Genomic DNA, 19314 nt, shown 5'->3' with positions numbered 1-19314 from the left:
GTATGGCGGCCCAGGTTCGCGTTCTTCGCCAACGGATCCGTTCGGCGAAGGGCATGAAGAAGATCACCAAGGCGATGGAGCTCGTGGCGACGAGCCGGATCGCCAAGGCCCAGGCCCGGGTGGCGGCGTCCCTGCCGTACTCCCAGGCCATCACCGGGGTGCTGTCGGCGCTGGCCTCGAACGCGACGGTCGACCATCCGCTGCTCACCCCGCGCCCGAAGGTGCGGCGGGCCGGCGTACTGCTCGTCACCAGCGACCGCGGTCTGGCCGGTGGTTACAGCTCCAACGCGATCAAGACGGCCGAGTCGCTGATCGAGCGGCTCAAGGCCGACGGCAAGGACCCGGTGCTGTACGTCATCGGCCGCAAGGGCGTGGCGTACTACCGGTTCCGCAACCGGCCGATCGCGGCCAACTGGACCGGCTTCTCCGAGCAGCCGTCGTTCGCCGACGCCCGTCTGGTCGGCGAGACCCTCATCCAGGCGTTCACCCACGGCGCCGACGACGAGGGTGACGACCCGGGGCCGGACGGCGTGCTGGGCGTGGACGAGTTGCACATCGTCTACACCGAGTTCAAGTCGCTGATGACCCAGACCCCGGTGCCGCGGATCATCGGTCCGATGGAGGTCGAGGACCGGCCGCGGTCGGAGGGCATCCTGCCGGCGTACGAGTTCGAGCCCAACGCCGAGGCGTTGCTCGACGCCCTGCTGCCGAAGTACATCAACACCCGGATCTACGCGGCGTTGATCGAGTCGGCGGCGAGCGAGTCGGCGGCCCGGCGGCGCGCCATGAAGAGCGCGACCGACAACGCCGGGGAAGCGATCGAGAAGTACACGCGTGAGATGAACTCGGCCCGCCAGGCCGGGATCACCCAGGAGATCAGTGAGATCGTCGGCGGCGCCAACGCGCTGGCCGCGGCGGGAAGTGAAGTGTGATGACTGCTGCTGTGGAAACCAAGACGGCGACGGGCCGCGTCGTCCGGGTCATCGGCCCGGTCGTCGACGCCGAGTTCCCGCGCGACGCGATGCCGGACATCTTCAACGCCCTGCATGTGGACGTCTCCCTCTCCGGGGGTGAGAAGACGCTGACCCTGGAGGTCGCCCAGCACCTGGGCGGCAACCTGATCCGGGCGATCTCGATGCAGCCGACCGACGGTCTGGTCCGGGGCGCCGAGGTGCGCGACACCGGCTCGGCCATCACCGTGCCGGTCGGTGACGGGACCAAGGGGCACGTCTTCAACGCGATCGGCGAGTGCCTCAACCTCAAGGAGGGCGAGCGGCTCGAGATCAAGGACCGCTGGGGGATCCACCGCAAGGCCCCGGCGTTCGCCGACCTCGAGCCGAAGACCGAGATGCTGGAGACCGGCATCAAGGTCCTCGACCTGCTCGCCCCGTACGTCAAGGGTGGCAAGATCGGCCTGTTCGGCGGTGCCGGCGTGGGCAAGACGGTGCTCATCCAGGAGATGATCACCCGGGTTGCCAACAACTTCGGTGGCACCTCGGTGTTCGCCGGTGTCGGTGAGCGCACCCGTGAGGGCAACGACCTCATCGCCGAAATGACCGAGTCCGGCGTCATCGACAAGACGGCGCTGGTCTACGGCCAGATGGACGAGCCGCCGGGCACCCGGCTGCGGGTCGCCCTCTCCGCGCTGACGATGGCGGAATACTTCCGCGACGTGCAGAAGCAGGAGGTGCTGCTCTTCATCGACAACATCTTCCGCTTCACGCAGGCCGGTTCCGAGGTCTCCACCCTGCTCGGCCGGATGCCGAGCGCCGTGGGTTACCAGCCGACGCTCGCCGACGAGATGGGTGAACTGCAGGAGCGGATCACCTCGGTCCGGGGCCAGGCCATCACCTCGATGCAGGCCATCTACGTGCCGGCCGACGACTACACCGACCCGGCGCCGGCGACCACCTTCGCGCACCTGGACGCGACCACCAACCTGGAGCGGTCGATCTCCGACAAGGGCATCTACCCGGCGGTGGACCCGCTGGCGTCCTCGTCGCGGATCCTCGCCCCGGAGTTCGTCGGCCAGGAGCACTACACGGTCGCCTCCGAGGTGAAGCGGATCCTGCAGCGCTACAAGGACCTGCAGGACATCATCGCCATCCTCGGTATGGAGGAGCTCTCCGAGGACGACAAGATCACCGTCTCGCGGGCCCGCCGGATCGAGCGCTTCCTGTCGCAGAACACCTACGCGGCCGAGGTCTTCACCGGCATCAAGGGCTCGTACGTCCCGGTGAAGGACACCGTCGAGGCGTTCAAGAAGATCAGCGAGGGCGAGTACGACCACTTCCCCGAGCAGGCCTTCTTCATGTGCGGCGGGCTCGACGACCTCGAGCGCAAGGCGAAGGAACTGATGAAGGGCTGAGCATCGGCCCTGAGAAGGGGGTCGCACCGGCTGTCCGCCGGCGCGGCCCCCTTTTTTTTGCTGGGTGTTTCCTGGCAGTCGGGGGGATCACCGGCCCAGCGGTGGCGCTCTTGGGGAGGGGAAAGTTACTGTCGGCCCAACGCCCGGACCCGCGCGTCTGTCTGTGATAAGGGGCGGAGCGAACGGAGGAACGTGGTGAACAGGGTGGGCAGGCATCCGGAAGGCGGCCGGACGGCGCGCAGGTCGCGGTCGTTGATTCCCCGGTGGGCCCGGCTCTGCACCTTCTTCGGCGCGGTTCTGATGCTGCTCAGCGGTGGCGTGCTGGTCACCACCGAGGTCCTGCTCGCCCGTTACGAGGGCGCGGTCGGCAGCGGCGATCTCTTCGGCGACCAGGCGGCCGGCGCGCAGGAGCGTCGGTCCGACATCAAGGGCCCGCTCAACCTGTTGCTGGTCGGCATCGACCCACGCCCCAGCGATCCCAACCGGCCACCGCTGGCCGACTCGATCCTGGTCCTGCACGTCAACGAGGCCCTCGACGGCGCCTATCTGTTCTCCATGCCGCGTGACCTCATCGTCGACATCCCCCGGTTCGAGAAGGCCGGCTACCGCGGTGGTCAGGGCCGGCTCAACTCGGCGATGGAACGCGGCAGCCGGGTGCCCGGCCAGGAGGTGCCCAGCGCGATCCAGGGCTTCGAGTTGCTCTCCCAGACCATCAGCGCCCGGACCGGCATCACCCGCTTCGACGCCGGAGCGATCATCAACTTCACCGGCTTCCAGAAGATCGTCGACGCGATGGGCGGTGTCGAGATGTACATCGACACCGACGTCAAGTCGGAGCACCTCGAGCCGGACGGCAAGCATCGCAAGGGCAACCCGAACGGCGAGGGCTACATCGGGCCGCAGGCGGAGTACAAGAAGGGCACCATGCACCTGAAGGGCTGGCAGGCCCTGGACTACGTACGCCAGCGCTACACCCTGCCCGACGGCGACTACGGTCGCCAGCGCCACCAGCAGCAGTTCATCCGGGCCATGGTCGACCAGGCGTTCAGCGCCGACGTGGTGACCAACCCGGTCAAGCTCGACGCGGTCCTGCGCGCGGCCGGCGAGTCGGTCATCTTCAACGGCCGGGGCAACAGCGTCGTCGACTTCGGCCTCGCGTTGCGTAACCTCCGTTCCAACTCGATCACGATGATGAAGCTGCCCGGCGGTGGTGTCGGCACCGGTGACAACTACCAGGGCGAGCGGTTGGAGCCGGTCGCCGACGAGTTCTTCGCCGCGCTCAAGGCCGGTACGGTCGACGACTTCGTGATCGGCCATCCGGAGCTGATCAACAAGTAGTCCGGGTTACCTGCGCCACCCGCCGTGGGCAGCGGTGGACGGCGGGATTAGACTCGGCGCATCCGTCCCCCGCACCGGGTCGTCCCGCACAAGGAGACAGCGTGGCAAAGCTGCTGCACGTCGAGCTCGTAGCCGTCGAGGAAAAGATCTGGACCGGCGAGGCCGAGATGCTCGTCGCGCGTACGACCGAAGGCGAGCTCGGTGTGCTCCCCGGCCACGCGCCGCTGCTCGGCCAGCTCGCCGAGCCCGGCCAGGTGCGGATCAAGCTGGCCGGCGGCGAGCAGGTCGCCTACGACGTCGACGGCGGTTTCGTCTCGGTGACCGAGCGCGGTGTCACGATCCTCGCCGAGAGCGCCACGGTCGCCACTCCCGCGAACGCGCACTGATCGGCGACGTCGATGATGATCTTGGAATGGATCGGCATCGGCGTCCTCATCCTGTGCGCTGCCGTCCTGGTGCTCTTCGTGCGCCGGGCCTTCGTCGCGCGTGCCGGCGGCACGATCCGGCTCAGTGTCCGGGTCTCGACGATGGTCGACGGCCGGGGCTGGTCACCGGGTTTCGGCCGGTTCGCCGGCGACGAGCTGCGGTGGTACCGGATGTTCAGTTTTGCCCTGCGCCCCAAACGGGTGCTCTACCGCGAGGGGTTGGCCGTCGAGCGCCGTCGCCAACCCGAGGGTCAGGAGTGCCTGGCCATGCCGGCCGACTGGGTGATCCTGCGGTGTACCGGCTACCAGGCACCGATCGAGATCGCCATGGCGGAGTCGACGGTGACCGGATTCCTCTCCTGGCTTGAGGCCGCCCCGCCCGGGGCGGCCTTTCCGCGCTTGACGGCCCAGGACTGGCCGGCCGCGTAAGCGGCAGCCGCCCGTACGACGCGCGGCGCGGCGCTAGCCGTCGGCGACCAGTTCGACCTCGTAGCCGTAGCCGTCGGCCAGGTAGGCGGCGTACGTGTCCGGCCCGCCGGCGTACGGATGCCGGTCTGCGAAAAGCAGTGACCAGCCGTGCTCCGGCGCTCGGGTGACCAGCCGGTCCACGGCGTGGCGCGGGCCGGCGTGGAAGGCGAGATGGTTCAGGCCCGGCGCGTGCCGGTCGTGGACCCGGGACGAGAGCGCCGGCGACTCCTCCAGCACCAGATAGGTGCCGCCGAGCCGCCAGGAGCGGCCGTCCGGCCAGTCCTGGAACGGCTCCCAGCCGAGTTCCGCGAGCAGCCAGCCCCACGAGCGCCGGGCGCCGGCCAGGTCCGGCACCCAGAGCTCGACGTGGTGCAGGCTTCCCGTGGTCAGCGTCGGCCCCCTGGAACCCAGAGCACATCGCCGTCCGGGTTCGCGATTCTCGCCAGAATGAACAACAGATCCGACAGGCGATTGAGATACTTTGCCGGGAGGGGGCTGGTTCGGTCCGGTTCGTGACTGACCAATGCCCAGGCGCCTCGTTCGGCGCGTCGCGCCACCGTGCGCGCGACGTGCAGCAGGGCGGCACCGGGGGTGCCGCCGGGCAGGATGAAGGAGTCGAGCTTGGTCAGCCGGTCGTTGAACTCGTCGCACCAACCCTCGAGCCGGGTGATGTACTCCTCGGTGACCCGCAGCGGCGGGTATTCGGGATCCGGCTCCACCGGGGTCGCGAGGTCGGCGCCCACGTCGAAGAGGTCGTTCTGGACCGCGGCCAGCACGTCGCGGACCTCTTCGTCGAGCTGCCCGAGCGCCAGCGCGACACCGATGGCGGCGTTGCACTCGTCGACGTCGGCGTATCCCCCGATCCGGGGGTGCGTCTTCGCGACCTTCTCGTTGTTGACCAACCTTGTCGAGCCGGTGTCGCCGGCCTTGGTATAGATGCGCGTGAGGTGGACGGCCATGACGTACAGCCTACGGATGCCCGCCCCGCCGGGAACCGACCCCGCCCCGCCCGACGGCTGGAAAACGGCTGGTGGGCCGCACCTGCCCGACGCCCCTACGATGGCCGACATGGACGTGATCAGGGTGAACGGCGGCGCCCGGCTGGCGGGGGAGGTGCACGTCGTCGGCGCCAAGAACTCGGCGCTCAAGCTGATGGCCGCGGCGCTGCTCGCCCCCGGACCGAGCGTGATCACCAACGTACCCCGGATCACCGACATCGCGATCATGGCCGAGGTGCTGCGCCGGCTCGGCTGCGTGGTGTCGATCGACGACGACGAGCCGTCACGCGCCGGGAGCGGGGTGCCACGCTGCGCCTCGGTCACCATCGACGCGCCGGCCGAGCCGGGCACCGAGGCCGACTACGACCTCGTGCGCCGGCTGCGCGCCTCGATCTGCGTCCTCGGGCCGCTGCTCGCCCGGCGTGGCTACGTACGGGTGGCACATCCCGGCGGCGACGCGATCGGTTCCCGCGGCCTGGACATGCACGTGGCCGGCCTGGCCCGGATGGGCGCCGACATCTCCGGCGAGCACGGCTTCGTGATCGCCTCGGCCCCGTCCGGCCTGCACGGGGCGAACATCTGGCTCGACTTCCCCAGCGTGGGAGCGACCGAGAACCTTCTCATGGCGGCGGTGCTGGCCAGGGGCGTCACCGAGATCGACAACGCGGCCCGCGAGCCGGAGATCGTCGACCTGTGCGCGATGCTGACGCAGATGGGCGCCGACATCTCCGGAGCCGGCACGTCGACGCTGCGCATCGAGGGTGTGACCGAGTTGCGGCCGGTCCGGCACGCCACGGTCGGCGACCGGATCGTCGCCGGCACCTGGGGTTTCGCCGCCGCGATGACCCGTGGCGACGTCACCGTGACCGGTGCCAGTCCGGCCTTCCTCGAGGTCGCCCTTGACAAGATCATTTCGGCCGGTGGGCTGGTCGAGACCCGGGCCGACGCCTTCCGGGTGCAGATGGACCGCCGGCCCACCGCCGTCGACGTGGTCACCCTGCCGTTTCCCGGGTTCGCGACCGACCTCCTGCCGATGGCGATCGGGCTGGCCGCGATCAGCGAGGGGGCCTCGCTGATCACCGAGAACATCTTCGACGGGCGGTTCATGTTCGTCAACGAGATGGCCCGGCTGGGCGCCGACGTCAAGACCGACGGGCACCACGCCGTCGTACGCGGCCGGGAGCGGCTGTCCAGCGCGCCCGTACGCGCCACCGACATCCGCGCCGGCGCCGGTCTGGTGATCGCCGGGCTCTGCGCGGACGGCACCACCGAGATCTCCCACGTCCACCACATCGACCGCGGCTATCCCGACTTCGTCACCGACCTGCGCGCCCTGGGCGTGGAGGTCGAGCGGGCCCTCGCCCCCGAAGAGGCGACCTTCACCCTCTGAGGCATCGTTAAGGATTGCCGGTTAGGGTGCTCGGATAGCGGTGCGGAGGTGTCCGCATCCGCGAGAGCGGCGCGGGCGCCCGCCCGCGGTCAGCCCACGGCGAGGGAGATGCAGATGGCGGGTCGACTGGCGGTCATCGGGGCCGGTCTGATGGGTTCGGGAATCGCACAGGTGGCGGCGCAGGCCGGCTGGCAGGTGACGCTGCGCGACCTGGACGACGCGGCGACCGGGCGCGGGCTCGCCGGCATCCGCCGGTCGCTGGAGAAGTTCGCCAGCAAGGGGACCATCGCCACCGACGACGTCGAGGCGACGCTGGCCCGGATCAGCCCGACCACCGAGCTGGAGGCGGCGGCCGACGCCGACATCGTCGTCGAGGCGGTCTTCGAGAAGATCGAGATCAAGCACGAGGTCTTCCGGGCGCTCGACAAGATCTGCAAGGCCGACGCGGTGCTGGCCACCAACACCTCGGCCATCCCGGTCACCCAGATCGCGGCGGTCACCGACCGGCCCGAGTCGGTGGTCGGCACCCACTTCTTCTCGCCGGTGCCGATGATGAAGCTCTGCGAACTCGTACGCGGCTACCAGACCTCCGACGAGACGCTGGCGACCGTACGGTCCTTCGCCGAGGAGATCGGCAAGACCGTCGTGGTGGTCAACCGGGACATCGCCGGCTTCGTCACCACCCGGCTGATCGCCGCGCTGGTGGTCGAGGCCGTCAAGCTCGTCGAGTCCGGCGTGGTGTCGGCCGAGGACCTCGACACCGCCTGCAAGCTGGGCTTCGGCCACGCGATGGGGCCGCTGGCGACCACCGACCTGACCGGCGTCGACGTGCTGATGCACGCCGCGAAGAACATCTACACCGACACCGGCGACCCGAAGTTCTTCCCGCCGGAACTGCTCCAGCGGATGGTCACGGCCGGCGCCCTCGGCCGCAAGTCGGGCCAGGGCTTCTACGAGTACTGAGCCCCCGACGCCCCACTTGCCCTGCCTGCCCGCCCGCCCCGCCCCTGATCCCCGTGATCAGGGACCGGGGCGGGCGTGTTGTCGGCGTGTCGACGTACGTACTCACTGATCACGCGGATCATCAGGGCGCCGCACCGACGGGGTCAGCCGTCGCGTTTGGTGGTCCAGCGGAAGGTGGTCAGGCAGAGAACCAGGCCGATCACGCACCACGCGACCAGGACCAGGGCGACCCGGCCCAGTTCGAAGGAGCCGCCGGGTTCCTGGGTGCCGAACGACTCGGGCAGGAAGACCGACCGCAGCCCCTGACACATCCACTTGAGCGGGAAGATCGCCGCCACCTGCTGCATCCAGCCCGGCAGGCTGGTGAAGACGAAGAACACCCCGGAGATGAACTGCAACACCAGCGCCACCGGCGTCACCACCGCCGAGCCGCTGCGGGCCGTACGGGCCAGTGACGAGAAGGCGATCCCGCACAGGGTGCACGCCGCGATCCCGAGCACCGACACCCAGCCGAAGGTGAGCCACTTGCCGAGGGTGGCGGGCAGGTGCAGGTCGAAGAGGGCGACCGACACCGCGAGCAGCAGCGCCGTCTCGGCGATCCCGATCACCACGACCATGATCACCTTGCCGGCGAAGTAGACCCACTTCGGCATCGGCGTACCGCGCAGCCGCTTGAGCACACCCCGGTCCCGCTCGATCGGGATCCAGATGCCCAGGTTCTGGAAGCTGACCGTCATCAGACCGGTCGCGATCATCCCGGTGATGAAGTACTGCGTGTAGCTGACCCCGGGCGCGATCTCGTCGTTGAAGATCGCCGCGAAGATCAGGATCATGATCACCGGGAAGCCCATGGTGAAGACCACCGACTCGCGGCTGCGCAGGAACTGGCGCAACTCCAGCCCGCCCTGGCGCAGGGCCAGCCGGACCGGACCGACCCGGAGCGGAGTGTCGACCGTGGTCATCGGTGTCCGATCATCGTGAGGTAGATGTCTTCCAACGTCGGCCGGGTGACGGATAGCCCGGGCACCTCACCGCCGTACCGTGCGGCCAACTCGCCGACCAGCGCCGTCGGCGTCGCCGTCTCGGCACGCTCCACCGCGCCGTCCGCCGTACGCCAGCTCACCGTCGCCAGCGCCTGCTCCCGGTTGCCGAGCCGGGCCGGCGGCGCCACCTCGACCACCCGGCCGGCGGCGATCACCCCGACCCGGTCGGCGAGCGCCTCCGCCTCGTCCAGATAGTGCGTGGTCAGCACGATCGTGGTGCCGCTCGCGGACAGATCCCGGATCAGCTCCCAGAACTCCCGCCGCGCCTCCGGGTCGAACCCGGTGGTCGGCTCGTCGAGGAAGAGCAGTTCGGGGCGGCCGATGATGCCCAGCGCCACGTCCAGCCGGCGCTTCTGCCCGCCGGAAAGCGAGTGGGTACGGGCCTTCGCCTTCGCCGTCAGGCCGACCCGTTCGATCACCCGGTCCGGGTCGTCCGGCGCCGGATAGAAGGCGGTGAAATGGCGTACGACCTCACCGACGGTCAGCTCGTCGAACTCGCCCGTACCCTGCAGGACGATCCCGACCCGGGCCCGCCACCGCTGGTCGGCGCGGGCCGGATCGACGCCGAGCACCGTCACGTCGCCCGCGTCGCGCTGCCGGTAGCCCTCCAGGATCTCCACGGTGGTCGTCTTGCCCGCGCCGTTGGGGCCGAGCAGCGCGAAGATCTCGCCGCGACGTACGTCGAGGTCGACGCCGTCGACCGCGGTGTTGGCGCCGTACGACTTGCGTATCCCCCGTGCGGAGATCGCGAGACCGTCAGTCATGGCGTCAACTATCCGGGTCCGGCGATGCCCGCTGGCAGGCGGGGTCGGCGACCGGGGCCCTGGATCACCCGCCCGGTCGGTGTCCCGATCGCAGCTCGTGCCGCCCGCCGCCCGCCGTTCCCGTCGAGCCCGCGCCGCCTCTCCGGTTCTGCTCGCGTCGGGCTTGCCCGTGTCGGGCTTGGGTGCGGGCGACTGCTTGCGTCCGGCTGCTTGCGTCGATCAAGGAGAAGTCGTGGGGTATTGCGCCCGGCTTGTCCTGCGACATCCTTGGTCACGCGTAGGTTCCCGGTCGCCGCGTGGTTCGTGGTTCACCGAGGTCCGATCGGGGTCGGCCGCCACCGTGGCCGGGGGCGACGTCGGGAAGGGTGCTGTTGCCGTCCACAGCGAATTCGATGTGAGTACGCCGGATTCGCTGTGGACGGCATTACCTCGTCTCGGGTGGCCGGCGTCCGTGGTTTTGATCGTCTGCGGTTCAGGCGTTCCGGTCCCGGCGTGTCGAGTGCCTGAGCCGCAGACGATCACGACGACTCCCGGGTGTTTGCCTTGATCAAGGAGTTGTTGCGCGACGAACCACTGCAGAGCGGGCACGGTTTGTCCTTGATCGACGCGTAGACCCGGACGCGGCGCGGACGCGGAGCGCGGGTGCGGGGAGCGGCGGGGGATCAGTGGGTGAGAGTCAGGGAGAGGATGGTGCCGGCGGCCATACCGCCGAGCAGCAGCAGGCCGATCGCGCCCACGTCGAGCCGGCTCCCGGTGCGCCGTAGCCACCAGGCCACCGGTGGAATCGCGGTGAACGGCGCGACCAGGAACACCAGCCAGCCCAGCACGCGTGGTACCGACGCCGCGCCGTCCGGTGCGATCGCGACCAGCCCGGCCGCGACCAGCCCGGTGAGCGCGGCCAGCGCCGCCCCGACCAGCGGCAGGAAGGGCAGGACCAACCGGGGTACGGGTTTGCGGGGCGCGTCGGGGCGGGCGGCGGCGATGCGCTGCCTGGCCCGCTCCAGTGCCTGGGCCGCCGGCGACAGCCCGACGCCCGACCCGCCCGACTCCTGCCAAACCGTGGCCGCCCGGGCCGGCGCGGAGGTGGCCGCCTCCACTGTCGCCGCCGGAGCCGTGGCTGCCCCTGCCGTGGCTGCCGCGGATGTGGTCGTATCCGCCGCCCGGTCGGGCTCGGGCAGGTCGCCGACCGGCCGTCCGGGCCAGCGGCGCAGTGCCCGTAGCTCTTCCCACAGTCGGGCCGCTTCCCGGTCGACCAGGTGGACGGCCTCGGCGTCGGCGGCGGCCCGCCGCTCGGCCGCCTCGGCGTCGGCGGCGGCCCGGGCCAGTTCCGCCGAGGCGGTCGCCGCACCCTCTCGGTACGCCCGGTCGGCGGCGGCGAGGGCGGTGTCCCGCCGGGCCGCGGCCGCCCCGAGTTCGGCGACGAGCCGGCCGTACCCGGTCACCGGGGGTCCTCCGGCAGTTCGTACGGGATGACGAGCTCCGGCGTACGGTGCACCGCCCGGTCGAAGAAGAGGCCCCGGTGCGGGCGGGGGTACCAGTCCGGCCCGCCCGGCTGCGGGCAGAGCGGCGCCAACTCGCCGCCGTGTACGTCGAGCGCGACCCAGGCGCCGATCGCGTCGAACCGCGCCCCGATCCCACCGAGGTCGTCGCGTAACCGGGGGACGGTACGCCACCAGCCGAGCAGGTGCACGCGGTGCTCGGGTCCCCGGGCGAGCACCGCGCGCAACCGCTCGTGACCGGTCGGGCCGCCACCCGCCGGTTTGCTGGCCAGCCTGCCGGCGACCGCGTCGAAGGCGTAACCGACGACGTAGTGCGGCTGGTCCGGTACCGCCCCGGTCAGCCCGTCGGTCAGTTCGGCGAGGAGTTCGTCGATGCTGTCCGGGTCGTACCAGGCGGCGTCGGGCAGCGCGTCGTGCAGCAGCCGGGCGGACCGGTCGGCGTCGCCGTCGAGGCAGGCGATGCTGAACCGGGCGGCCGGCACCTGGGCCGCGAGCGACCGGGCCGCCGATCCGAGCACGGCGCACGCCTCCCCGGTCCGGGACCCGAGTACGGCGAGGTTGCGGCCGGGCACCCGGCCGAGCCGTACGACCGCCGGCCGGCCCCGTACGTCGATCGTTTCGCCGACGACGGCGCCGGGCGGCCCGGCACCCCCGGCCGCCCCGCCGGCCACCGCCCCGCCGGCCGTCAACGCGCCGACCACCGCCCCGTCCGGCTCGCCGGCCACCGCCCCGCCGACGGTCGAACCGACCGTCGACCCGGACGCCGGCCCGGCCAGGTCGGGGAAGTGGCCGGTGGCCGGGAAGACCGGTACGGCGTCGCCGTCGAAGAGGCGCGGCGGTGGCAGGCCGTCCGGCCGGGCCCGCCACTGCTCGTCCTGCAGCACCCGCCAGCCGGCCCGGTCGCCGGCCTCCGGCAGTCGGACGATCCGGTTGGCGTCGGGCACCCCGGAGTCGGTGTTCACCACCGCGTGGAACCGGGGGACCACATCGGCGGCGGGGTTGGTCTCGGCCAGGATCCGGCGGGCCTTGGGCAGGGCGATCCGGAGCGTGAACTGGGCGATGAGGCCCGACCGCCCCCACAGCGCCTCGATGCCGGACACGTCCTGCGAGGCGAGCACCAGGTGGATGCCCTGCGAGCGGCCCCGGCGGGCCAGGTCCTCCAGCAGGTTCACCGCCTCGGTGGCGACCGTGTCCCGCCCGGTCACCAGCACCTGGAACTCGTCGATCACGGCGACGATCCGGGGCCAGTGGCCGCCCGGGTCCTCGGCCCGGAGTTCGGCGAGCTTGCTGGCGTCGTACCTCTTGGCCGCGCGGGCCCGGCGGCGCAGCTCGTCGGCGAGGTGACGCAGCATCGCCAGCCCGAACTCGCGGTCGGAGTTGATGTTGACGCCGACCAGGCGGACCTGGGGCAGCCAGCTCGGGTCGCGCGGGCTCGGGGCGAACCTGGCGAACGACACCCCTTCCTTGAAGTCGAGCAGGTACAGCGCCAACTCGTCGGGGGAGTAGCGGGTGGTCAGCGCGCCCAGCCAGGCGTAGAGCAGGTTGGTCTTGCCGGCGCCGGACGGGCCGCCGACCAGGGCGTGCGGCGGGTCGTCACCGAGCGCCACCTCGACGAGTTCGCCGCCCGGCCCGGTGCCGACGGGGGCGCCGAGCCCGGCCGCCGAGCTCTGGGTCCACAGTTTCTCCGGGGCGAGGTCGGTGAACCGGACCGGGGGCGGGCCGGCGACCAGGCGTTCGGCGAGTTCCCGGCAGAACGCGGCGATCCGGCCGGCCGGCGGTGCGGGGTCGGGACGTACCGGTAGCGCGGCGAGGCTCGCGCAGCGGACCCGGCCGCCTTCGACGGTGACCGTCTCCACCGCCGGTCCGGGCCGCACCGGTAGGCCCCGGCTGACGACGTGCACCCCGCAGGCGATCCCGGTGCGTACGATCCGGTCGAGCTGGGCCCGCTGGGCGGCGGTCAGTTCGGCGGCGGTCGCCGCGTCGCCGAGCAGCACCAGCAGCCGCCACGGCTCGGGTCGCCGCGCGGCGGTGGTGGCGTCGGCGAGGGTCGCGTACTCGCCCGCCAGCACGCTCTCGTTGATCCGGCGGATCTGCTCCACGAGGTCGTCGAGGGTCCCGGTGAGCCCGCCCGGGCCGACGGAGGTGAGCAGCCCGGCGGCGCCCAGCGGGGCGAATCCGGCGAGGCCGCCGCCGAGGTGCTCGGGGTCGTAGACGGTGATCCGTACGTCGCCCGGCCGGGTCGAGCCCAGCACCCGCAGCAGCAGGCCGGTGATGATTCCGTCCACGACGGACTGGTCGCCGTGCAAGGTGAGGTGGGCCCGGTCGAGCAGTGGCAGCAGGGCCGGCACCGGGGGGCCGCACTCGCCGGGCCGGTCGGAGCCGATGGTGCCGATCCGGAGCAGGTCGCCGCCATGGCCGGGCGGCGGCTCGGCGGGTGCCCAGTCCCGCCACGGCGCGCCGGCCGCGCCGGGTGCCCGTACGGCCGCCAGCCGGGCGATGTCGCTGGCGAGCCGGGTGGACTCGCGCAGGTAGTGGCGGGTGATCTCGCGCCGGGTGGCGTCTCGCGCCTCGGTCAACTGGTGCAGACAGGCGGCGTGTGCGGCGCGTACGACCGCGTGCCTGGCGGCGGTGCGTGACCGGGCCGACCCGGCCGAGGCGGCTGCCGACCGGGCGAGCCCGCGCGCGGCGGCGATGTCCCGGCCGACGGCGGCGAGCAGTCCGGCCCAGCGGCTAGCCACCGGTGCACCCGTGCGGCGGGCCGACGTGGACCGCCGCTGTCGTTCCGGCGACGTTCGCCAACGGACCCCCCGACAATCGGAATCGCGTCTACTTTATCCCTTTTGTCGGTCTCATCCCTCTGTGTTCCGCCGCGTGTTGCCCCGCCGTCAGGTCGTCGCCAGGACCTCCGACAGCGCCGCCGGCTCCAGCCCGCGCTCCCGCAGCCCGGCCAGGATGTGTGGCAGCGCCTCGTCGGTCATCGCGGCGTTCGCCTCCGTGACGTGCATGATGATCACCGAACCGGGCCTGACCTTCGACAGCACCGCCGACACGATCGGCTCCCACGCGGTCGCGAAGGGATCGCCGCTGACCACGTCGCCGTCCACCACCGTCAGGCCGAGCGGGGCCAGCGCCGACAGCGCCGTACCGTCGTGGCAGAGGCCGGGGAACCGGAAGTAGCGGGTCTGCCGGCCGCCGTACGCCTCGATGACCTCGAAGGTCTTGGCCACGTCGGCGGTCATCCGCGCCGTCGGCAGGCGGGGCAGGCCGTAGCAGTCGGCGGTGAACGCCTCGTGGCCGTAGGTGTGGTTGGCCAGTTCGAACCGCTCGTTGCCGGCGATCCGGCGGGTCACCTCCGGATACCGCTCCACCCACTTGCCGGTCAGGAAGAACGTCGCCGCCAGCTCCTCGCGCTCCAGCAGGTCCAGGATCTTCAGGTTCGCGTACGACTTCACCTGGCCCGTACGCAGGCTGTGGAGCATCCCGTCGGTCATGTCGGCGTCGAAGGTGAGCGCGACCCGGTTGCCCGTACGCGGACCGTTGTCGACCACCGGCGGCCGGGTGCCGGGCCGGGTGGCGCCGGGCAGCGGCGGCACGACGGTCGGCGAGGCCGACGTCGGCGCCGGTAGGCCGGGTGCGGTGGCCGTCGGGGTCGACGCACTGCCGAACGTGGGCCGCGTGCCGGTGTCCCGGTCCCCGCCGGTGAGGCCGACGACCAGCGCGGTGGCGCCGCCCAGCGTGGCCAGTACGGCGGCGACGGTGACGAGGCGGGTGGACAGCGACTTCAGCACGAGGCGGATCATTCCAGCCCAGGCCGGCGGCGGTGGCGGGTACCCGTGGATCCCGGCAGTGCCGCGTAGGCCCGGTCGTTCTCCCGTGCGGGAGAGCGTCCTAGACCCGGAACCCGGCAGCCCGGGCCGCCTCACGTTCCGCCCGCCGGTCCCGCCGGCGCCGGCGCAGCCAGAACCAGAAGACCACCAGGAGCAGCAGGAACAGGATCACCAGCACCGGCAGCAGGATGGCGACCACCGACATCACCACGCTCGTGGCGTCTTCGGCCGTGCTCGCCACCGGTGCGCCGATCCCCGCCGTCATCGCGTTGATCACCGGCCGGGCGGCCGACTTGGCGCCGTGCACACCGAGCGCGATGAGCACCCCGGCCACGATCGGCACCCACTGGTTGGACGAGAAGAACTGCCCCGGGTCGGTGACCGTCACGGTCTCCGAACTCGACCCGGCACCGAACGCCAGGCCGCCCGCGGTCGGCCGGACCGCCGTCTGGATCACGTCGTTGACGTGGTCGACCACCGGCACCTTGTCGGCGACCACCTCCACGACCAGCAGCACGGCGAGGATGGCGAGCACCCAGCCGTTGGACAGCCACTGCCAGCCGGCCGGCAGGTCGATGACGTCGGTGTATCTGCCGAGCAGCCCCATCGTGAGCAGGGGAATGTAGGCGTTCAACCCGGCCGATGCGGCAAGACCGGTCCCCGTCAACGCTTCCAGCACGTCAACCAGCATCGCACCGCCGCGCCAGCGCCGTCGCGGCGTCGGCGGTCGCCTCCGCTACCCTCGTCGGGTGCGGTTGGTGATTGCGCGATGCGAAGTCAACTATGTCGGACGGCTCTCGGCCCACCTGCCGGCGGCCACCCGGTTGCTGATGGTCAAGGCGGACGGGTCGGTGTCGATTCACGCCGATGACCGCGCCTACAAGCCGCTCAACTGGATGAGCCCGCCGTGCAAGCTGGAAGAGGCACCGGGCGTGTGGCGGGTGGTCAACAAGGCCGGCGAGGAGCTGCGGATCACCCTGGAGGAGGTGTTCCAGGACACCTCGTACGACCTGGGCGTCGACCCGGGCCTGGTCAAGGACGGTGTCGAGGCGCACCTGCAGGAGTTGTGCGCGGCGTCGCCGACCGTCTTCGGGGACGGCTACACGCTGGTCCGCCGGGAGTACATGACCGCCATCGGGCCGGTCGACCTGCTCTGCCGGGACGCGGCCGGCGCGGCGGTGGCGGTCGAGATCAAGCGGCGGGGCGAGATCGACGGCGTCGAGCAGCTCACCCGCTACCTCGAACTGCTCAACCGTGACCCGCTGCTCGCCCCGGTCGCCGGCATCTTCGCGGCCCAGGAGATCAAGCCACAGGCCCGGGTGCTGGCCGAGGACCGCGGCATCCGCTGCGTCGTACTCGACTACAACGCGATGCGCGGCATGAAGCGCGACGAACTCACCCTCTTCTGACCGCCTCGCCACGGCGGCCCAGGCTTCGTCGCGCGTGCCGGCCGGGGTTTCGTCGCGTGCCGACCGGGGCTTCGTCGCGCGTGCCGTGCCGGGCGAGGTCGCTGTCGCGGCCCACAGCGAATTCGCTGTGGATACGCCGAATTCGCTGTGGCCGCCGACAGCACCACCCCGCCCGCTGACCGATGCCACCCGGAACCCGCACCGTTCGGCGAAGCAAACGACGGACCGCCTTAACGGTGACCAGAGTCGCGAGTCGACCGAGCGCCGCCGCACCGTCTGGAGCCCGAGGACCGCGCCGCGAAGCGGTCGCGGCCCGCAGGGCGAAGACGGTGCACTCAGGCGGCGCGAAGCGGAGCGAGTCAGCCTCGCCGAAGGCGAGGCCAAAGAAACAGGGGCCAGGCCAAAGAAACAGGGGCCAGGCCGGTCAGTTCCGCCCGTAGAGGGTCTTGACCAGCTTGACGATCCGGGCGACCTGGGCCGGCGTACGGTCGAAGGTCATCGCGGGCAGCATGGACGGGCCGCGGCGGCGGGTGATCGCCTTGGCGCGGGCGAACTCGCGCAGCCCGTCGTCGCCGTGGATGCGGCCGAAGCCCGAGTCGCCGACGCCGCCGAAGGGCAGCGTGGACATGCCGACGAAGGTGATCACCGAGTTGATCGCGGCCATTCCGGAGCGCAGCCGCCGGGCGATCGGGATCGCCTGCCGCTGGCCGAACACCGAACCGCCCAGGCCGTACGGCAGCGCGTTGGCGAGGGTCAGCGCCTCCTGCGCGTCGCGTACCTTCTTGATCGTCAGGGTCGGTCCGAAGGTCTCCTCCCGTACGGCGGCCGAGTCCTCGGGCACGTCGACCAGGATCGTCGGCCGGACGTACGGCGGCTGGACCGCGTCGGGGCCGCCCAGCACGGCGCGGCCGCCCCGGGCCAGCGCGTCGTCGATGTGCCGCCGGATGATGTCGATCTGCGCCGGCATGGTGATCGGGCCGAGGTCGGCGTCGCCCGCCGCTCCCACGGTCAGCCGGCCGGCCCGCTCGACCACCTTGGCCACGAAGGCGTCGTAGACCGGTGCGACGGCGTAGATCCGTTCGATGCCGATGCAGGTCTGGCCGGCGTTGGTCATCCCGCCCCATACGGCGGCCTCGGCGGCGGCGTCCAGGTCGGCGTCCGCGTCGACGATCATGGCGTCCTTGCCGCCGGACTCCAGCAGCACCGGGGTCAGTGTCTCGGCGCAGGCGGCCATCACCTTGCGGGCGGTGGCGGTGGAGCCGGTGAACGCCACCTTGTCGACACCGGACCGGCACAGCGCCGCCCCGACGTCGCCGAGCCCGTGTACGGCCTGCAGCACCGGCTGTTCGGGCACCACCTCGGCGAACGCGTCGACGTACCACTGGCCGGCGACGGGGGTGTATTCGCTCGGCTTGAACACGACCGCGTTGCCGGCGGCGAGGGCGTACCCGATCGAGCCGAGCGGGGTGAGCACCGGGTAGTTCCAGGGGCCGATCACCCCGACCACGCCGTACGGCTGGTATTCGAGGTGGGCGGCGAACTCGGCGAGGATGAGCCGGGACCGCAGTTGGCGGGCGCCGAGGACCCGGCGGGCGTTGCGGGTGGCCCAGTCCAGGTGTTCGATCGCCGACACGATCTCGACGATCGCCTCGGCGACCGGTTTGCCGCCCTCGGCGTTGACGAGTTCGGCCAGTTCGGTGATCCGGTTGGCGAGCACCGCCCGGAAGCGGAGCAGCCGTTCGCGGCGGCCGGCGTCGCCGAGTCCGATCCACCAGTTGCCGGCGGTCCGGGCCCGCTCGACCGCACGGGCGACGTCGTCGGCGGTGGCCACCGGCAGGCGGCCGGCCTCGTCGCCGGTGGCCGGGTTGGTGGAGATCAGTTCGCCGTCGGCGATCACCGGTACGCCGGGCACGCGGAAAGTGGTCATCGGCGCTCCTCGAGATGTTTGTGCCGAGTCTAAACCTGAGAAATACTCATTGCAGCCCGGTCGTGATCGATGGGAAGCCGCTCGGTGGTCATCGATGGAAAACAGTACCGGGCCAGGGACGCCGTTCGTCCGTGGTGGACGTACGGCGATCGTGGCCGGCCGATACGACCGAACCGGTGAGTGAGGTCTGGCCGGGGGACCGCGTAATCCGGTCCACCGGTGCGGTGATTACCTTGGCCGGGCTTGAAAAGCTGACCGGGGGAGCGACCGGGGGGGTCGTTCCCACCGACCGGAAAGGCGTTGTCGACACACATGTCCGATGATCTGCCCCTGCTTCCGCAATTGACGGTGACGAGCGGGCCACTGCGCGGTGCAAGCTTCCGGCTACGCCCCGGCATCCGGACGATCGGGCGGGAGGACGGCGTCGACATCGTCGTCGAGGACTCCCGGGTGAGCCGCCGGCACGCCGCCGTCGAGCTGACGGACGGCCGGGCGACGTTGTCCGACGTGGGCTCGACCAACGGCACCTTTCTCAACGATCGGCGGATCGAAGGCGTCGCGGTGGAGTTGCGGGACGGCGACCGGGTCCGGTTCGGCGGCGTCGAGCTTCGGTTCTTCGACCCGTCGGCCGCGCTGACCGACCCGGTCGGCTCCGTACGCCTGGTGGGGTCCATCCCGGCGCAGCGCGCGATCGGGGCGTCCGCCGAGCAGCGGTCCGCCGTCGGGGTGCTGGCCGAGCCGACGCAGGCGATGCAGACCGCGCGCCGGTCCGGCCGGCTCGTCCTGGTCGTCGGCGGCGTGGTGATGCTGGCCGGCTGGGTGGCCTGGGTGCTGATGGTCACCCGCTGAGCCGGTCCGGTCACCGGGCGGGGCCGGCCACACAGGTCGGGGTCGG

The 19314-nt window shown here is 71.4% G+C and carries 18 protein-coding genes; 9 read left to right on the top strand and 9 right to left on the bottom strand.

Translation table 11 applies throughout. From position 1 onward, the window contains the following. Positions 1 to 2: 2 nt before the first annotated feature. The 5 genes from QCD66_RS30300 to QCD66_RS30280 all read left to right on the top strand — a co-directional run bounded on the left by QCD66_RS30300 (position 3) and on the right by QCD66_RS30280 (position 4560). Positions 3 to 932, top strand: a complete 930-nt coding sequence (locus tag QCD66_RS30300) for a F0F1 ATP synthase subunit gamma (protein WP_364208579.1) — start codon at positions 3 to 5, stop codon at positions 930 to 932. Then, the gene (gene atpD / locus QCD66_RS30295; protein WP_364208576.1) at positions 932 to 2368 is read left to right on the top strand and encodes a F0F1 ATP synthase subunit beta; all 1437 of its coding nucleotides are present in this window, start codon (positions 932 to 934) and stop codon (positions 2366 to 2368) included. Before QCD66_RS30300 ends, atpD begins: the two co-directional genes overlap by 1 nt. A 204-nt stretch (positions 2369 to 2572) precedes the next feature. Further along, positions 2573 to 3706 (top strand): LCP family protein, encoded by a 1134-nt coding sequence (locus tag QCD66_RS30290; protein WP_357533430.1) that lies wholly within the window; start codon positions 2573 to 2575, stop codon positions 3704 to 3706. Positions 3707 to 3807: 101 nt separating this feature from the next. Further along, positions 3808 to 4092, top strand: a complete 285-nt coding sequence (locus QCD66_RS30285) for a F0F1 ATP synthase subunit epsilon (protein ID WP_357532894.1) — start codon at positions 3808 to 3810, stop codon at positions 4090 to 4092. A 12-nt stretch (positions 4093 to 4104) separates the two neighbouring features. After that, complete coding sequence (locus QCD66_RS30280) at positions 4105 to 4560, top strand: DUF2550 domain-containing protein (RefSeq protein WP_357532892.1); 456 nt, start codon at positions 4105 to 4107, stop codon at positions 4558 to 4560. 33 nt (positions 4561 to 4593) lie between these two features. Here QCD66_RS30280 and QCD66_RS30275 read toward each other — a convergent pair whose 3' ends face one another. Next, the gene (locus QCD66_RS30275; RefSeq protein ID WP_375735488.1) at positions 4594 to 4989 is read right to left on the bottom strand and encodes a VOC family protein; all 396 of its coding nucleotides are present in this window, start codon (positions 4987 to 4989) and stop codon (positions 4594 to 4596) included. Beyond that, on the bottom strand, positions 4986 to 5558 hold the full coding sequence (locus QCD66_RS30270) for a cob(I)yrinic acid a,c-diamide adenosyltransferase (RefSeq protein ID WP_375735484.1): 573 nt from the start codon (positions 5556 to 5558) through the stop codon (positions 4986 to 4988). The genes QCD66_RS30275 and QCD66_RS30270 overlap by 4 nt, the downstream gene beginning before the upstream one ends. On the opposite strand from QCD66_RS30270, the gene murA reads away from it, so the two are divergent. Further along, entirely contained in the window at positions 5557 to 6987 is a 1431-nt protein-coding gene (murA, locus tag QCD66_RS30265; protein ID WP_407566882.1) for a UDP-N-acetylglucosamine 1-carboxyvinyltransferase, read from the top strand. The two genes, QCD66_RS30270 and murA, sit on opposite strands and share 2 nt — an antisense overlap. Positions 6988 to 7101: 114 nt before the next feature. Further along, the gene (locus QCD66_RS30260) at positions 7102 to 7950 is read left to right on the top strand and encodes a 3-hydroxyacyl-CoA dehydrogenase family protein (protein ID WP_364208566.1); all 849 of its coding nucleotides are present in this window, start codon (positions 7102 to 7104) and stop codon (positions 7948 to 7950) included. A 143-nt stretch (positions 7951 to 8093) separates the two neighbouring features. Here QCD66_RS30260 and QCD66_RS30255 read toward each other — a convergent pair whose 3' ends face one another. The 6 genes from QCD66_RS30255 to QCD66_RS30230 all read right to left on the bottom strand — a co-directional run bounded on the left by QCD66_RS30255 (position 8094) and on the right by QCD66_RS30230 (position 15762). After that, positions 8094 to 8912 (bottom strand): ABC transporter permease, encoded by an 819-nt coding sequence (locus QCD66_RS30255; RefSeq protein WP_375735485.1) that lies wholly within the window; start codon positions 8910 to 8912, stop codon positions 8094 to 8096. Continuing rightward, a complete protein-coding gene (locus QCD66_RS30250; protein ID WP_364208560.1) occupies positions 8909 to 9757 on the bottom strand; it encodes an ABC transporter ATP-binding protein in 849 nt (282 codons plus the stop codon). Before QCD66_RS30250 ends, QCD66_RS30255 begins: the two co-directional genes overlap by 4 nt. 662 nt (positions 9758 to 10419) lie before the next feature. Next, on the bottom strand, positions 10420 to 11199 hold the full coding sequence (locus QCD66_RS30245) for a hypothetical protein (RefSeq protein ID WP_375737323.1): 780 nt from the start codon (positions 11197 to 11199) through the stop codon (positions 10420 to 10422). Beyond that, entirely contained in the window at positions 11196 to 13994 is a 2799-nt protein-coding gene (locus QCD66_RS30240; RefSeq protein WP_407566881.1) for an FtsK/SpoIIIE domain-containing protein, read from the bottom strand. The genes QCD66_RS30245 and QCD66_RS30240 overlap by 4 nt, the downstream gene beginning before the upstream one ends. A gap of 147 nt (positions 13995 to 14141) precedes the next feature. Then, positions 14142 to 15044, bottom strand: coding sequence for a polysaccharide deacetylase family protein (locus QCD66_RS30235; RefSeq protein ID WP_375735653.1), 903 nt, complete (start codon positions 15042 to 15044; stop codon positions 14142 to 14144). A gap of 100 nt (positions 15045 to 15144) precedes the next feature. After that, the gene (locus QCD66_RS30230; protein ID WP_357533428.1) at positions 15145 to 15762 is read right to left on the bottom strand and encodes a DUF4126 domain-containing protein; all 618 of its coding nucleotides are present in this window, start codon (positions 15760 to 15762) and stop codon (positions 15145 to 15147) included. A gap of 70 nt (positions 15763 to 15832) precedes the next feature. Here QCD66_RS30230 and nucS point away from each other — a divergent pair, with 70 nt between their 5' ends. Next, positions 15833 to 16492 carry an endonuclease NucS gene (nucS, locus tag QCD66_RS30225; protein ID WP_212827084.1) on the top strand — a complete coding sequence of 220 codons (660 nt, stop codon included), beginning with the start codon at positions 15833 to 15835 and terminating at the stop codon, positions 16490 to 16492. Between the two features lie 424 nt (positions 16493 to 16916). Here the strand turns inward: nucS and QCD66_RS30220 are convergent, their stop codons facing one another. Then, positions 16917 to 18419 carry an aldehyde dehydrogenase family protein gene (locus tag QCD66_RS30220; protein ID WP_364208549.1) on the bottom strand — a complete coding sequence of 501 codons (1503 nt, stop codon included), beginning with the start codon at positions 18417 to 18419 and terminating at the stop codon, positions 16917 to 16919. 348 nt (positions 18420 to 18767) lie between these two features. Here QCD66_RS30220 and QCD66_RS30215 point away from each other — a divergent pair, with 348 nt between their 5' ends. Next, positions 18768 to 19268, top strand: a complete 501-nt coding sequence (locus QCD66_RS30215; RefSeq protein ID WP_357532877.1) for an FHA domain-containing protein — start codon at positions 18768 to 18770, stop codon at positions 19266 to 19268. Positions 19269 to 19314: the final 46 nt, after the last annotated feature.

Origin of the sequence: Polymorphospora sp. A560 (assembly GCF_045781765.1) — a bacterium.
Taxonomy (GTDB): Bacteria; Actinomycetota; Actinomycetes; order Mycobacteriales; family Micromonosporaceae; genus Polymorphospora; species Polymorphospora lycopeni.
This window is presented reverse-complemented; position numbering and strand designations above follow the sequence as displayed.